This window comes from Pseudomonas sp. Pmew2 (assembly GCF_058129885.1).
In genome coordinates this window covers 3,735,055-3,749,905 of sequence record NZ_CM176702.1, presented here as the reverse complement: position 1 = coordinate 3,749,905, position 14,851 = coordinate 3,735,055, and the positions used below count along the sequence as shown (strand labels likewise).

12 protein-coding genes and 1 pseudogene are annotated in these 14,851 nt (G+C 58.2%); all 13 read right to left on the bottom strand.

Annotated elements, in window-relative coordinates; all coding sequences use genetic code 11:
* Positions 1 to 12: 12 nt before the first annotated feature.
* Entirely contained in the window at positions 13 to 1,866 is a 1,854-nt protein-coding gene (nuoL, locus tag AC4ANK_RS17095; protein WP_031596357.1) for an NADH-quinone oxidoreductase subunit L, read from the bottom strand.
* Positions 1,863 to 2,171 (bottom strand): NADH-quinone oxidoreductase subunit NuoK, encoded by a 309-nt coding sequence (gene nuoK / locus AC4ANK_RS17090; protein WP_002554020.1) that lies wholly within the window; start codon positions 2,169 to 2,171, stop codon positions 1,863 to 1,865. Before nuoK ends, nuoL begins: the two co-directional genes overlap by 4 nt.
* Entirely contained in the window at positions 2,168 to 2,677 is a 510-nt protein-coding gene (nuoJ, locus tag AC4ANK_RS17085; RefSeq protein ID WP_002554019.1) for an NADH-quinone oxidoreductase subunit J, read from the bottom strand. The genes nuoK and nuoJ overlap by 4 nt, the downstream gene beginning before the upstream one ends.
* A gap of 10 nt (positions 2,678 to 2,687) precedes the next feature.
* A complete protein-coding gene (gene nuoI, locus AC4ANK_RS17080; RefSeq protein ID WP_002554018.1) occupies positions 2,688 to 3,236 on the bottom strand; it encodes an NADH-quinone oxidoreductase subunit NuoI in 549 nt (182 codons plus the stop codon).
* An 11-nt stretch (positions 3,237 to 3,247) separates the two neighbouring features.
* The gene (nuoH, locus tag AC4ANK_RS17075; protein ID WP_002554017.1) at positions 3,248 to 4,255 is read right to left on the bottom strand and encodes an NADH-quinone oxidoreductase subunit NuoH; all 1,008 of its coding nucleotides are present in this window, start codon (positions 4,253 to 4,255) and stop codon (positions 3,248 to 3,250) included.
* Entirely contained in the window at positions 4,252 to 6,969 is a 2,718-nt protein-coding gene (gene nuoG, locus AC4ANK_RS17070; protein ID WP_031596355.1) for an NADH-quinone oxidoreductase subunit NuoG, read from the bottom strand. The genes nuoH and nuoG overlap by 4 nt, the downstream gene beginning before the upstream one ends.
* 136 nt (positions 6,970 to 7,105) lie before the next feature.
* Positions 7,106 to 8,464 (bottom strand): NADH-quinone oxidoreductase subunit NuoF, encoded by a 1,359-nt coding sequence (gene nuoF / locus AC4ANK_RS17065; RefSeq protein ID WP_460384928.1) that lies wholly within the window; start codon positions 8,462 to 8,464, stop codon positions 7,106 to 7,108.
* Positions 8,461 to 8,958 carry an NADH-quinone oxidoreductase subunit NuoE gene (gene nuoE / locus AC4ANK_RS17060; protein ID WP_460384930.1) on the bottom strand — a complete coding sequence of 166 codons (498 nt, stop codon included), beginning with the start codon at positions 8,956 to 8,958 and terminating at the stop codon, positions 8,461 to 8,463. The genes nuoF and nuoE overlap by 4 nt, the downstream gene beginning before the upstream one ends.
* Positions 8,959 to 8,960: 2 nt before the next feature.
* Entirely contained in the window at positions 8,961 to 10,742 is a 1,782-nt protein-coding gene (gene nuoC, locus AC4ANK_RS17055; RefSeq protein WP_460384932.1) for an NADH-quinone oxidoreductase subunit C/D, read from the bottom strand.
* A 74-nt stretch (positions 10,743 to 10,816) separates the two neighbouring features.
* Positions 10,817 to 11,491 carry a NuoB/complex I 20 kDa subunit family protein gene (locus AC4ANK_RS17050; protein ID WP_002554012.1) on the bottom strand — a complete coding sequence of 225 codons (675 nt, stop codon included), beginning with the start codon at positions 11,489 to 11,491 and terminating at the stop codon, positions 10,817 to 10,819.
* Positions 11,492 to 11,501: 10 nt separating this feature from the next.
* The gene (locus AC4ANK_RS17045) at positions 11,502 to 11,915 is read right to left on the bottom strand and encodes an NADH-quinone oxidoreductase subunit A (RefSeq protein WP_002554011.1); all 414 of its coding nucleotides are present in this window, start codon (positions 11,913 to 11,915) and stop codon (positions 11,502 to 11,504) included.
* A gap of 463 nt (positions 11,916 to 12,378) precedes the next feature.
* A pseudogene (aceA, locus tag AC4ANK_RS17040) lies at positions 12,379 to 13,704 on the bottom strand (isocitrate lyase).
* Positions 13,705 to 13,981: 277 nt separating this feature from the next.
* The gene (locus AC4ANK_RS17035; protein WP_002554009.1) at positions 13,982 to 14,725 is read right to left on the bottom strand and encodes a secretin N-terminal domain-containing protein; all 744 of its coding nucleotides are present in this window, start codon (positions 14,723 to 14,725) and stop codon (positions 13,982 to 13,984) included.
* Between the last annotated feature and the right edge of the window lie 126 nt (positions 14,726 to 14,851).

The window sequence follows — 14,851 nt, the reverse complement described above, 5'->3', positions numbered from 1 at the left end:
GCAAGGTTCATATCAGATCGCAACCAGAACGACGGCACCGAGTACCAGAACGGCACCCACGGCGATCGAGGCAGCATACCAACGCAACTGGCCGGTCTCGGTGCGGCTCATGATGTCATGACCGCCTTTGACCAGACGTGGGATCAAGCCGATGGTGCGGTCGAACGGATCACTACGCAGTACATGGCTGATTGCCAGATACGGCTTGACGAACAGCTTGTCGTAGATCCAGTCGAAGCCCCATGCCGCGAACCACCAGGCCGAGAGGAAACGGCCCGGAGCGCTGTTGGCGATAGCCGTCGCCAGGCGGCGCTTGCCGAGAAACAGCAGCGCTGCCAGCAGGATACCGGCCAGGGCGATGGCGCCAGAGGCGATTTCCAGACTGTGTTTGGCTTCGCCACCGGCATGGCCGACGCTCTGCGGTAGAACACCTGCCAGTGGCGGGGTGATCAGCGCGCCAATGAACGTCGACAGCACGATCAGTACCGACAGCGGCAACCAGTGAGCAATACCGTGACCTGCGTGTGCTTCGGTCTTGGCTTCACCGTGGAACGCGATGAAGATCAGACGGAAGGTGTACAGCGACGTCATGAACGCGCCCACCAGACCGGCATACAACAGGCCATTGTTACCGCTGGCGAATGCTTCCCAGAGAATTTCATCCTTCGAGTAGAAGCCTGCCGTCAACAGCGGCAGGGCAGCCAGTGCTGCACCGCCGACGATGAAGCTGGCGTAGGCCAATGGCAGTTTCTTCCACAGGCCGCCCATCTTGAAGATGTTCTGCTCGTGATGGCACGCAACGATCACCGCACCGGAAGCAAGGAACAGCAGCGCCTTGAAGAAGGCGTGTGTCATCAGGTGGAAAATCGCGCCTTCCCATGCGCCTACGCCCAATGCCAGGAACATGTAGCCGATCTGGCTCATGGTCGAGTAGGCGAGGATACGCTTGATGTCGGTCTGTACCAGCGCTGCGAAACCCGCCAGAACCAGCGTGACGCCGCCGACAATGCCTACCAGATGCAGTATGTCCGGTGCCAGTGCGAACAGGCCGTGAGTCCGCGCGATCAGGTAAACGCCCGCGGTAACCATGGTTGCTGCGTGGATCAGTGCCGAAACCGGTGTAGGACCGGCCATCGCATCTGCCAGCCAGGTTTGCAGTGGCAGTTGTGCCGATTTACCGACAGCACCACCCAGCAGCATCAAGGTCGCCAGCACAATCCAGAAATCGCCGACCTTGAAGTGTTCCGGCGCCCGGACCAGCAGTTCCTGCACATTGAGCGTGCCCAATTGCTGGAACAGGATGAACAGCCCGATAGCCATGAATACGTCACCGATACGGGTGACGATGAACGCTTTGAGCGCTGCATTTCCGTTGTTGCGGTTGCTGTAATAGAAACCGATCAACAGGTAGCTGCACAGGCCCACGCCTTCCCAACCGAAGTAGATGAACAACAGGTTGTCGCCCAGGATCAGGAACAGCATGCTGGCAATGAACAGGTTGGTGTAGGAGAAGAAGCGCGAGTAGCCCGCCTCACCGCGCATGTACCAGGATGCGAACAGGTGGATCAGGAAGCCGACACCAACCACTACGCCCAGCATCGTGACGGACAGACCGTCCAGATACAGCGCGAAGTTGGGCTGGAAGCCATCAACGTCCATCCAGCGCCACAGCACCTGGGTGTAGTGACCACCTTCCGGCGGTGCCACGTTGAACTGCCAGATGACCCAGGCCGTGACGATGGCTGAAAGGCCGATAGAGCCGACGCCAATGAGCGCCGCAAGGTTTTCCGATATGCGCCCACGAGAGAACGACAGCAGCAGAAAACCGATGAGGGGAAATATGAAAGTCAGAAAGAGAAGATTCATCCGCGCATCTCGCTGGCAGCATCGATATCGAGAGTGTGGAAGCGGCGATACAGTTGCATCAGGATCGCCAGGCCGATACTGGCCTCGGCTGCCGCAAGGCTGATCACCAGGATGAACATGACCTGCCCATCCGGTTGAGCCCAACGACTGCCGGCAACTACGAACGCCAGTGCAGAGGCGTTCATCATGATTTCCAGGCTCATCAACACGAAGAGAATGTTACGGCGCACCATCAGGCCGACCAGACCCAGGCAGAACAGGACCCCGGCGACCGCCAGACCGTGCTCAAGAGGGATAGCATTCATTGGCTTGGCTCCTTGGCCTCGTTGCGGCCCAGATGGAATGCCGTGACGGCTGCAGCAAGCAGCAGCATCGAGGCAAGTTCCACCACCAGCAGATAAGGCCCGAACAGGCTGATGCCGACCGCCTTGGCGTCGACTGTGGTGTGACTGATTGCAGCGCCAGTCTGATTGGCGAACAGTACGTACAGCAACTCGGCCAGCAACAGCGTGCCGAGAATCACCGGACCAATCCAGATGCCGGGTTTGAGCCATGCACGCTCCTGCTGAACCGAGGCTGGGCCGAGGTTCAGCATCATCACCACAAACACGAACAGGACCATGATCGCGCCCGCATAGGCAATGACTTCCAGCACACCGGCAAACGGCGCACCGAGGCTGAAAAAAGTCATGGCCACAGCGATCAGCGAGATGATCAGGTAGAGCAGGGCATGCACCGGATTCGTGTTGGTGATCACCCGCAGGGTGGACACAACAGCGATACCGGATGCGAAGTAGAAAGCGAATTCCATCTTTACTTCCTTAAGGCAGCAAGCTCTTGACGTTGATCGGCTCGGCTTCATTCTGTGCGGAGCCCTTGGGCTTGCCGCCGATGGCCATACCGGCAACGCGATAGAAGTTGTAGTCAGGGTTCTTGCCGGGACCGGAGATCAGCAGATCTTCCTTCTCGTACACCAGATCCTGACGCTTGAAGTCGGCCATCTCGAAGTCCGGCGTAAGCTGAATTGCGGTAGTCGGACACGCTTCTTCACACAGGCCGCAGAAAATGCAGCGCGAGAAGTTGATGCGGAAAAAGTCCGGGTACCAGCGTCCGTCTTCTGTCTCGGCCTTCTGCAGCGAAATACAGCCGACCGGGCATGCCACTGCACACAGGTTGCAGGCTACGCAGCGCTCTTCTCCGTCAGGGTCGCGGGTCAGAACGATACGACCACGGTAGCGGGGCGGCAGATATACCTGCTCTTCGGGGTATTGCAGGGTGTCGCGTTTGCGGAAGCCGTGGCCGAAGACCATGACCAGGCTGCGCAATTGGGTACCTGTACCCTTAACGATGTCACCAATATATTTGAACATGGGTCAAATCCTCACTGAACCGAGCCTGCCGGTGTGTTCAACAACACAATCGCAGCAGTCACCAGCAAATTGATCAGGGTCAGCGGCAGACAGAACTTCCAGCTGAAATCCATGACCTGGTCATAACGCGGGCGCGGGATGGAAGCACGCAGCAAGATGAACAGCATGATGAAGAACGCGGTTTTCAAGGCGAACCAGAAGAATGCCAGCGATGGCAGAATGTCGAACGGGCCGTGCCAGCCACCGAAGAACAGCGTGACCAGCAGCGCCGAGATCAAGATGATCCCGATGTATTCGCCCACGAAGAACATGCCCCATTTCATGCCGGCATATTCAATATGGTAGCCGTCAGCCAGTTCCTGCTCGGCTTCCGGTTGGTCGAACGGGTGGCGGTGAGTCACCGCAACACCCGCGATGAAGAACGTACAGAAGCCGAAGAACTGCGGAATGATGAACCACAGGTTCTGCGCCTGATATTCAACGATGTCACGCATATTGAACGAACCGACCTGAACCACGATGCCCATCAGCGCAAGGCCCATGAACACTTCGTAGGATACGGTTTGTGCCGAAGCACGCAGGCTGCCCAGCAGGGCGAACTTGTTATTACTCGACCAGCCGGCGAACAGCACCGCATACACCGACAGACCCGCCATGGCGAAGAAGAACAGCAGACCGATGTTCAGGTCCGCCACACCCCATGTCGGGGTAATCGGGATGACTGCGAAGGCAATCAACAAGGCGCTCATTGCAACAACGGGGGCCAGGGTGAAAATCACCTTGTCGGCGAACGGCGGATTCCAGTCTTCCTTGAAGAACATTTTCAGCATGTCGGCTGCAATCTGGAACATGCCGAACGGGCCTACTCGGTTCGGACCATAACGGTCTTGCCACCAACCCAGCAAACGACGTTCCACAAAGCTCAGCAGCGCACCGCAGACCACCACGGCCAGTAGCACGACAATGGCTTTGACGGCCGCAATGATTGCGTCGATCACATCAGGGGTAAACCAGGTCATTGCGCTGCCTCCTGCAGACCGTCAACTGACTTGCCGAAGATCGCTGGCGGAATGCCTGGCAGCCCGGACGGCAATGCCACAAGGCCCGCGCCCAGTTCTTCGTTGATGCGCAACGGCAGGGTCAGCAATTCACCGCCAACGCTCAAGGAGAGCAGGGCACCATCGTTGACACCCAGGCGATCGGCTTCGGATTTGGCCAGCGCTACATAAGCCTGCGGGATACGTTCCTGAACCGGAGCGGCCAGAGACGATGTTTCATCGCTGCCGAACAGGTGAAAGAACGGCACGACTTTCCAGGTGCCGCGCTCTGGAGAGAACGCGCGTGGAACGCTGGAGAACCATGACAGACCGTCGCCCTGGCTTTCGATCAGGCGTGTGCCCGGGTCGCCAGCGCGCAAGTGGCCACCGACTTCGTCCTGGAATTTGTTCCAGGCCTGCGGCGAGTTCCAACCCGGAGACCAGGCGAACGGCACTTGCTGACGAGGTTCGGCGGAACCTGAATAACCTTCCATGGAGAAGGAGAACGCTGTATCGATGTCTTGCGAGGTGCGCGGCTCATGCACGCTGATGTTGGCGCGCATCGCCGTGCGACCACTGTAGCGCAGTGGTTCACGAGCCAGTTTAAGGCCCTTGATCCGGAACCAGGCAGACGGCGCAGCGTTGACGATACCCGCCAGTTGCGGGGTGCTGCTGGCGCAGGCTTCGGTGACGTGATCGAGTTGCGTCCAGTCGACCGGCTTGTTCAACAAGGTGGCGCGCAGGGCATGCAGCCAGCGCCAGCCTTCGTGAACCAGAATGCTGGCATCCAGGTAGGTCGGATCGAACACCTGGAAGAAGCGCTGGGCGCGGCCTTCCTGGCTGACCAGCGTGCCGTCGCCTTCCGCGAAGCTGGCAGCTGGCAGGACCAGATGCGCACGATCACTGGTCGGGGTTTTCTGGTGGTCGGCGACGATCACGACTTTCGCAGCGCTCAGCGCAGCGTCGACGATTTTGGCGTCTACACGGCGATACAGATCGTTTTCCAGTACCACGATGGCGTCGGCCTGACCGGAAATCACTGCTTGCAGGGCGGCATCGACAGAATCGCCACCAAACATCGCCAGACCCATGCTGTTGGCTTCCGGCACGATCAGGCTGATGGAGCCTTGCTTGTCACGCAGCTTCAAGGCCTTGGCAATGTTTGCCGCCGCCTCGATCAGCGCTGTCGAACCCAGCGAGCTGCCGGAAATGATCAGCGGACGTTTGGCCGCGAGCAGGGCATCGGCAATACGTTGCGCCAGTTCCAGCGCCTCGCTGTCCAGACCTTCTACGGCCGGGGCGCTGGCGTCCAGTGCATGGGCAACGGCGAAACCGATGCGAGCCAGGTCGTCAGGTGCAGCGTGCACGCATTCTTCTGCGATATCGTCGAGACGAGTCTCGGCGAGGCTGGCAATGAACAGCGGGTTAAGTTCGTGCTGGCCAATGTTCTTCACGGCAGCGTCGAGCCACGGCTGGACTTTCATCGCCGCAGCCATGTCTTCAGCCTTGCCCTTGACGGCCTGACGCAGGCCCAGGGCCATACGTGCAGCGGTCTGGGTCAGGTCTTCGCCGAGCACGAAAATGGCATCGTGATCTTCGATGTCACGCAGGGTCGGGATCGGCAGCGGACTGTCGTTCAGGACCTTGAGGATCAGCCTGATACGCTCCAGCTCACCGGCTTCGATACCGCTGTAGAAATGCTCGGCTCCGACCAGCTCACGCAGTGCGTAGTTACTCTCAAGGCTGGCGCGAGGTGAGCCGATACCAACGATGTTACGGCCGCGCAGCAGATCCGCCGCCTTGTCCAGTGCTTGGTCAAGGCTCAGTTTGACCTGACCTTCGGCCAGCAATGGCTGACGTGGACGGTCTGTGCGGTTGACGTAGCCATAGCCGAAACGGCCTCGGTCGCAGAGAAAGTACTGGTTGACCGAACCGTTGTAGCGGTTTTCGATACGGCGCAATTCACCGTAACGCTCACCTGGGCTGATGTTGCATCCGCTGGAGCAACCGTGGCAGATGCTTGGCGAGAACTGCATGTCCCACTTGCGGTTGTAGCGCTCGGAGTGGGTCTTGTCGGTGAACACACCGGTCGGGCAGACCTCGGTGAGGTTGCCGGAGAACTCGCTTTCCAGCGTGCCGTCTTCAACGCGACCGAAGTAAACATTGTCGTGAGCGCCGTAAACGCCCAGGTCAGTGCCGCCTGCGTAGTCTTTATAGAAACGTACGCACCGATAACAGGCGATGCAACGGTTCATCTCATGCGCGATGAACGGCCCCAGCTCCTGATTCTGGTGAGTACGTTTAGTGAAGCGATAACGGCGCTCGTTGTGGCCGGTCATCACGGTCATGTCCTGCAGGTGGCAGTGACCGCCTTCTTCACAGACCGGGCAGTCGTGCGGGTGGTTGGTCATCAGCCATTCGACAACACTGGCCCGGAAGGCCTTGGACTCTTCATCTTCGATTGAGATCCAGGTGTTGTCGGTGGCTGGCGTCATGCAGGACATGACGATACGACCGCGTGTGTCGTTCTCGTCCGTGTACTGCTTGACCGCGCACTGGCGACAGGCGCCAACGCTGCCAAGGGCAGGGTGCCAGCAGAAATAAGGGATATCGAGGCCCAGCGACAGACATGCCTGTAACAGGTTGTCTGCACCATCGACTTCGAGCGCTTTGCCGTCTACGTGAATAGTAGCCATGGTTCAAAGGTCTTCGTTGGCCCGTTGTCAGCGGGCGTGGCTAATGGAATCTCGGTAGTACCCGTATCGTTCAGCCCGGAGGGCGTCAGCAGGTACGAGGACGGCAGCCCGAACAGCCGCCGGCCGTTGTGTCTTGTTATGCGCCGACCACGGTCGGACTTTTGCCCGGGACGAGCGTGGTTGCGCTGGCTGGCGCAATACCGGCTTCGAACTCCGAACGGAAATACTTGATCACGCTGCCCAGCGGTTCAACAGCGCCCGGTGCATGAGCGCAGAAGGTCTTGCCTGGGCCGAGGAAATTGACCAGACCCAGCAGGGTTTCGATATCCCCCGGCTGCCCCTGACCCTTCTCGATGGCACGAAGCATTTTCACGCTCCATGGCAAACCGTCGCGGCATGGGGTGCAGAAGCCGCAGGACTCCTGAGCGAAGAACTCTTCCATGTTGCGCAGCAGTGAAACCATGTTGACCGAATCGTCGACGGCCATCGCCAGACCGGTGCCCATCCGGGTACCGACCTTGGCAATACCGCCTGCGTACATCTGGGCGTCCAGATGCTCTGGCAGCAGGAAACCCGTACCGGCGCCGCCGGGTTGCCAGCACTTGAGCTTGAACCCATCGCGCATGCCGCCGGCGTAGTCTTCGAACAGTTCGCGAGCCTGTACGCCAAATGGCAGCTCCCACAAACCCGGGTTTTTAACCTTGCCGGAGAAGCCCATCAGCTTGGTGCCGTGGTCTTCACTTCCTTCGCGGGCCAGCGACTTGTACCAGTCGTTGCCGTTGTTGACGATGGCGGGCACGTTGCACAGGGTTTCGACGTTGTTTACACAGGTCGGTTTGCCCCAGACGCCTACGGCAGCAGGGAAGGGCGGCTTGGAGCGCGGGTTGGCGCGGCGGCCTTCCAGCGAGTTGATCAGCGCGGTTTCTTCACCGCAGATGTAACGACCGGCACCGGTGTGTACGAACAGTTCAAAGTCGAAGCCGGTGCCGAGGATGTTCTTGCCCAGCAGGCCGGCAGCCTTCGCTTCGGCCACGGCGCGGTTCAAGTGCTTGGCGGCCGTTACGTATTCTCCACGCAGGAAGATGTAGCCACGATAGGCTTTCAACGCACGGGCACTGATCAGCATGCCCTCGACCAGCAGATGGGGCAGTTGCTCCATCAGCATGCGGTCTTTCCAGGTGTTGGGTTCCATCTCATCCGCATTGCACAGCAGATAGCGGATGTTCATGGATTCGTCTTTGGGCATCAGGCCCCATTTGACGCCGGTAGGGAAGCCCGCACCGCCGCGGCCTTTGAGGCCCGAGTCCTTGACCGACTGGACGATATCGTCAGGCGACTGTTGCGTCAGCGCCTTGCGCGCTGCTGCATAACCGTCTTTGGCCTGATACTCGTCGAGCCAGACCGGCTCGCCGTCGTCACGCAGACGCCAGGTCAGCGGATGGGTTTCTGCCGTGCGCGCAATGCGGTTGGCAGGGCCGAAGGAAGTGATGGTCATAGGTAACCCTCCAGCATCTTGGCAACGCCAGCAGGCTGTACATCGCCGAAAGTGTCGTCGTCGACCATCACGGTCGGCGCCTTGTCACAGTTGCCGAGGCAGCAGACCGGCAGCAAGGTGAAGCGACCGTCAGCGGTGGTCTGACCCAGGCCGATGCCCAGTGAGCTCTTGATCTCGTCGACCACGTTTTCGTGGCCGCCGATGAAGCACACCATGCTGTTGCAGACGCGAATGATGTGACGTCCGACCGGCTGGCGGAAGATCTGGCTGTAAAAGGTTGCAACACCTTCGACGTCGCTGGCGGGGATGCCGAGCAAATCGCCGATTGCGTAGATGGCACCATCGGGCACCCATCCACGCTCTTTCTGAACGATCTTCAGGGCCTCGATGGACGCCGCACGTGGGTCTTCGTAGTGATGCATCTCGTGCTCGATGGCCGAGCGCTCGGTTTCGCTCAGGGCGAAACGGTCAGTCTGGATTAGCGGGCTATTCATGCTTAGCGGTCCACGTCGGCCATAACGAAATCGATACTACCCAGGTACGCGATCAAGTCCGCGACCATGCTGCCTTTGATCACCGAAGGGATCTGCTGCAGGTGCGGGTAACTCGGGGTGCGGATCCGGGTACGGTAGCTCATGGTGCCGCCGTCGCTCGTCAGGTAATAGCTGTTGATACCCTTGGTCGCTTCGATCATCTGGAAGGACTCGTTGGCCGGCATGACCGGGCCCCACGAAACCTGCAGGAAGTGCGTGATCAGGGTTTCGATGTGCTGCAGGGTGCGCTCTTTCGGTGGCGGCGTGGTCAGCGGATGATCCGCCTTGTACGGGCCTTCCGGCATGTTGCGCATACACTGATCGATGATCTTGATGCTCTGGCGCATCTCTTCTACGCGGACCATGCAGCGGTCGTAAGCGTCGCCGTTCGCGGCCAGCGGTACTTCAAACTCGAAGTTCTCGTAGCCGGAGTAAGGGCGTGCCTTGCGCAAGTCGAAATCGCAGCCGGTGGAGCGCAGGCCTGCACCGGTGACGCCCCATTCCAGGGCCTCTTTGGTGTTGTACGCGGCAACGCCCACGGTACGACCCTTGAGGATGCTGTTCTGCAGGGCAGCCTTGGTGTATTCGTCGAGGCGCTTGGGCAGCCAGTCGACGAAGTCCTTGACCAGTTTTTCCCAGCCACGAGGCAGGTCGTGGGCAACCCCGCCGATGCGATACCAGGCCGGATGCAGACGGAAACCGGTAATGGCTTCGATCACGGTGTAGGCTTTCTGGCGGTCGGTGAACGTAAAGAACACCGGCGTCATGGCACCCACGTCCTGGATGTAGGTACCCAGGAACAGCAGATGGCTGGTGATACGGAAAAACTCGGCCATCATGATGCGGATGACGTCGACCTTTTCCGGCACCTTGATGCCTGCCAGTTTTTCGACCGAGAGTACGTAAGGCAGGTTGTTCATCACCCCGCCGAGATAATCGATGCGGTCGGTGTACGGGATGAAGCTGTGCCAGGACTGACGCTCGGCCATCTTCTCTGCACCACGGTGGTGGTAGCCGATGTCCGGAACGCAGTCGACGATTTCTTCGCCATCCAGCTGCAGAATGATACGGAACGCACCGTGAGCGGAAGGGTGGTTCGGCCCGAGGTTGAGGAACATGTAGTCCTCGTTCGCGCCAGAACGTTTCATGCCCCAGTCTTCCGGACGGAAACGTGCGGCTTCCTCTTCCAGTTGCTGTTTGGCGAGTGTCAGGGTGTAGGGGTCAAACTCCGTCGCGCGGGCAGGGAAGTCCTTGCGCAGCGGGTGACCTTCCCAGGTTGGCGGCATCATGATGCGGCTTAGATGCGGGTGTCCCGGAAAGTCGATGCCGAACATGTCCCAGACTTCGCGCTCATACCAGTTGGCATTTGGCCAGATACTGGTGATGGTTGGCACACTCAGGTCGCTTTCAGACAGCGCTACCTTGATCATCACGTCGCTGTTTCGCTCGATCGACAGCAGGTGATAGAACACGGTGAAATCTGCACCGGGCAGGCCGCGACGGTTGGTACGCAGACGCTCGTCCACGCCATGCAGGTCATAGAGCATGGAGTAGGGTTTGGGAACGTTGCGCAGGAACGTCAGAATTTCAAACAGCCGCGCGCGCTCGACCCACAGCACCGGCATGCCGGTGCGGGTTGGCTGGGCAGTGAACGCCTCGGCGCCAAAACGGTTGTTCAGTTCAACGACGACGTCTTGGTCGTCAGCCTTGTAAGGCGGGATGTACAGAGCGTTGTCTGCAGTCATAGGTCTCAATCACTTCGGTCAACGTACAGAATCAACCCCGGTTCCTGTCTTTTTTATAAGAAGAACGGGCTGGATCAGACTTCGTCGGGGCTGCGCAGGTTGGTCACCTGAATACGCTGTTCGCGGCGCTGTTCCTTTTGCGACGGCATCTCGGCGCGGTATACGCCTTGATCGCCAACGACCCAGGAAAGAGGGCGACGCTCCTTGCCGATGGATTCCTGCAGCAGCATCAAGCCTTGCAGAAATGCTTCGGGGCGGGGCGGGCAGCCGGGCACGTAGACATCCACGGGAAGGAATTTGTCCACCCCCTGGACCACTGAGTAGATGTCGTACATGCCACCGGAGTTGGCACATGAACCCATGGAGATGACCCACTTGGGTTCGAGCATTTGCTCGTAGAGACGCTGGATGATCGGTGCCATCTTGATGAAGCAGGTACCGGCAATGACCATGAAATCCGCCTGCCGTGGCGACGCCCGGATAACTTCCGCACCGAAACGCGCGATATCGTGAGGGGCCGTGAAGGCGGTGGTCATTTCCACATAGCAGCACGACAGGCCGAAATTGTAGGGCCACAGGGAGTTTTTACGTCCCCAGTTGACCGCACCATTCAGCACGTCTTCCAGCTTGCCCATGTAGATGTTTTTGTGGACTTGATCTTCTAACGGATCGGAAACGGTTTCCCGTTTGCCGATGGGGTACTGCTCGTTAGGAGCGTCCGGGTCGATCCTGGTGAGATTATATTGCATCGCCAAAGCCTCATTGTTTCAGCTTCGCTTGCCGATTACGGCGACCTTCAGGAGCCCAGTCAAGAGCGCCAACCCGCCATAGGTAGACAAGACCTGCCAACAGAATTGCTATGAAAACGAGAGCTTCGACGAATCCGGTCCAGCCGCTTTCGCGAACGGACACAGACCAGGCAAAGAGAAAGAGGGCTTCGATGTCAAAGATCACGAAGAGCATCGCGACCAGATAGAATTTTGCGGAGAGCCGCAGACGCGCACTGCCGGTAGGCAGCATGCCGGATTCGAAAGGTTCGTTCTTGCTGCGGCCCCAGGCCTTGCTTCCGAGCAGGCTGGAAAGGCCGAGCATGAAGGCGCAGAGGCCGACAACACCCAAAAGGAAAATGGCGAAGCCCCAGTTATGGGCAATCAGACCTGTCGATTCGGGCATGCTGTCAGTCCTTGTTAGAGAGCAAAGGTCTCTGTGCTTGATAAAGAGTCGAGGCAGTGACGAAATGTCGCAGTGCGGTCAACGGATTGATTTTATGTGCAAACAGTTGGCAAGTAAATTTTCTACATGAAATTTATTTACGAAATTAATCGCCCGCCGTCCTTTATCAGGGCTGTAAGGCATGCCAGCCGGGCTTCAGCAAGGTTTTGGCTAATTATGTTTTTTGGTGACGAAAAGGAATGAAAGACAATTTGAATGATAATTAATATCATTTAAATGGATCTGCATAGTTCGCCAAAGGATACTCGGAGCATAGTTATGCAGGGCACCGCTTATAAAGTGCGGTTTTTGTAGCATCTGTTCGTGAGCTGCACATTGTCCGAAATCAATACAGGCGCTATCTGACACAAAACACAGACCGCCCTTACGGACGGTCTGTGTTTTCAACGCGTTGCGCGGTGTCTCAGTGGAATTGCTCTTCTTCCGTCGAGCCGGTCAGTGCGGTTACCGACGATACGCCGCCCTGAATCACGGTGGTCATGTCATCGAAATACCCCGTGCCCACTTCCTGCTGGTGGGCCACGAAGGTATAGCCCTTGGCAGCATCGGCGAATTCCTGTTCCTGTAGCTTCACGTAGGCAGTCATGTCGTTGCGGGCGTAGTCGTGCGCCAGGTTGAACATGCTGTGCCACATGTTGTGAATGCCCGCCAGGGTGATGAACTGGTGCTTGTAGCCCATGGCCGAAAGCTCGCGCTGAAACTTGGCGATGGTTGAGTCGTCGAGGTTTTTCTTCCAGTTGAAGGACGGCGAGCAGTTTTAGGAAAGCAATTGGTCCGGGTACTCCTTCTTGATTGCTTCGGCGAAGCGGCGTGCCTCGTCCAGATCCGGCTTGGCGGTTTCACACCAGATCAGGTCGGCATAAGGCGCGTAGGCGAGGCCGCGCGAGATTGCCTGATCCAGACCGGCACGTACTTTGTAGAAGCCCTCATGAGTCCGTTCGCCTGTCACGAACGGCTTGTCATAGGGGTCGCAATCGGAAGTCAGCAAGTCGGCAGCGTTGGCGTCGGTGCGGGCCAGAATGATCGTCGGCACACCGGCCACGTCGGCGGCCAGGCGCGCAGCAACCAGTTTTTGAACCGCTTCCTGAGTCGGGACAAGCACTTTGCCGCCCATGTGGCCGCATTTCTTCACCGATGCCAACTGATCTTCAAAATGCACACCGGCGGCCCCCGCCTCGATCATGCTTTTCATCAGCTCGTATGCATTGAGCACGCCGCCGAATCCGGCCTCTGCGTCGGCTACTATTGGCGCGAAATAATCGATATAACCTTCGTCACCCGGAGCCTTGCCAGCTTTCCACTGGATTTGATCGGCGCGGCGGAACGAATTATTGATGCGCTTGACCACGGTTGGCACCGAGTCGACCGGGTACAGCGACTGATCCGGGTACATCGATTCGGCAGAGTTGTTATCGGCAGCAACCTGCCAGCCGGATAGGTAGATGGCCTGAATACCGGCCTTGACCTGCTGCACGGCCTGACCGCCGGTCAGAGCGCCCATGCAGTTGACGAAGTCCTTGTCTGGCCGGAAAGACGGCTAGGCGCCTTGGGTCACCAGGTTCCACAGTTTGTCAGCGCCCAGCCGTGCAAAGGTGTGTTCGGGTTGAACCGAGCCACGCAAGCGGACCACATCGGCTGCGGAGTAAGTACGGGTCACGTTTTTCCAGCGCGGATTTTCGGCCCAGTCTTTTTCGAGAGTGGCTATTTGTTGTTCGCGTGTCAGTGCCATTTTGTAAACCCCGAGAAGTAGGTCTTGATTAGAAGTCCTGCTCCGCCAAAACGCCTCGTTTATCGAAGGCACTGTAGATGGCTGCTCGCTGCTCGGAGAGCGACAGTCAAAGGCTTTTTGCGCAGCCTCCGATCAGCGGGAGCGAGGCAATCATGCCTCGGGGTATCGGGGTCGTCAAACAATTTGTAGTGCTTTTTTGATCTCACTACATAATTGCGTAATCAGACTGGTGAGTCACTAAAAGGCCCGTAGGTGCTGGGTTTCGCGCCAGCGCAGGCTACTCGAGGGTTTCGACCTTTACGCGCAAAATCATGTCGTCGCGACCCTGGGTTGAATAGCGTTGTGCAAGGCCACGCTGATCGGCAACCGATTGATCGCTATTGCTCGCCAGCGTGATCCATTCTCCGAGTCGGCCGCTGACCTGGCTATCGGTACTTTGCACTTTTATGGCATCAGCGCGCTCCTGACTCATGCGGTCATGGTTAGTGCTGATGCTCAGGTGAACGGTATCGCCGGTCACACTGGCAGTGACGTAAAAGCCCTGGGTTACATTGCGATATTCAGTATTGCTTTGGGAGTAGCCATAGGAATCCGTGGACGAGGAGGTCAGCGGAACGCTCTGGCCGATCTGGATAAGTGCTGGCGTACCTTCGCTGGTCTGCACTTGCTGAACGCTGCCCTCACGGCTGGCGGTGCCGTATTCTATGACGCGTGAGCCACTGCTGTTGCGCGTTGCGTTGTCGCTGGTGTCGACGCTAATCAACAGGCGTTTCGGTGCGGTGTCGAGTTGTGCGATAAGGGTGCGAAGTTCTTCTATCTTGCGCGACTCTGCATTGACAATCAGTTGATTGCCATAAGCGCTGACGGAGCCTTCGGTGCCTAGAAAGGATTTAGCTACGGGTAGCAGATCGGCACTGGTGCGGTAATTGAGAGGAACGACTTCGGTCGCTGAAAGGGCCTGAGTGCTGAATGCGATCAGCACTGAGGTGATTACCACGTTAAGCAGGTTAAGGACTGGCATGATCATTCTCCGCGATAAGCGCGTAAAGCATGAGTTTGCCAGTGTATCGGCTATAGTCGGGTAAGCTGAATGGGCCGCCACAAAAACGCCCTGGCATTTTTCGTCTCGACCTGAAAAGTGTCTAGG

Bases quoted from the DNA above. Each gene is read 5' to 3' on its own strand.
- nuoL (WP_031596357.1), bottom strand. From the start codon at position 1,866: ATGAATCTTCTCTTTCTGACTTTCATATTTCCCCTCATCGGTTTTCTG.
- nuoK (WP_002554020.1), bottom strand. From the start codon at position 2,171: ATGAATGCTATCCCTCTTGAGCACGGTCTGGCGGTCGCCGGGGTCCTG.
- nuoJ (WP_002554019.1), bottom strand. From the start codon at position 2,677: ATGGAATTCGCTTTCTACTTCGCATCCGGTATCGCTGTTGTGTCCACC.
- nuoI (WP_002554018.1), bottom strand. From the start codon at position 3,236: ATGTTCAAATATATTGGTGACATCGTTAAGGGTACAGGTACCCAATTG.
- nuoH (WP_002554017.1), bottom strand. From the start codon at position 4,255: ATGACCTGGTTTACCCCTGATGTGATCGACGCAATCATTGCGGCCGTC.
- nuoG (WP_031596355.1), bottom strand. From the start codon at position 6,969: ATGGCTACTATTCACGTAGACGGCAAAGCGCTCGAAGTCGATGGTGCA.
- nuoF (WP_460384928.1), bottom strand. From the start codon at position 8,464: ATGACCATCACTTCCTTCGGCCCTGCCAACCGCATTGCGCGCACGGCA.
- nuoE (WP_460384930.1), bottom strand. From the start codon at position 8,958: ATGAATAGCCCGCTAATCCAGACTGACCGTTTCGCCCTGAGCGAAACC.
- nuoC (WP_460384932.1), bottom strand. From the start codon at position 10,742: ATGACTGCAGACAACGCTCTGTACATCCCGCCTTACAAGGCTGACGAC.
- AC4ANK_RS17050 (WP_002554012.1), bottom strand. From the start codon at position 11,491: ATGCAATATAATCTCACCAGGATCGACCCGGACGCTCCTAACGAGCAG.
- AC4ANK_RS17045 (WP_002554011.1), bottom strand. From the start codon at position 11,915: ATGCCCGAATCGACAGGTCTGATTGCCCATAACTGGGGCTTCGCCATT.
- AC4ANK_RS17035 (WP_002554009.1), bottom strand. From the start codon at position 14,725: ATGCCAGTCCTTAACCTGCTTAACGTGGTAATCACCTCAGTGCTGATC.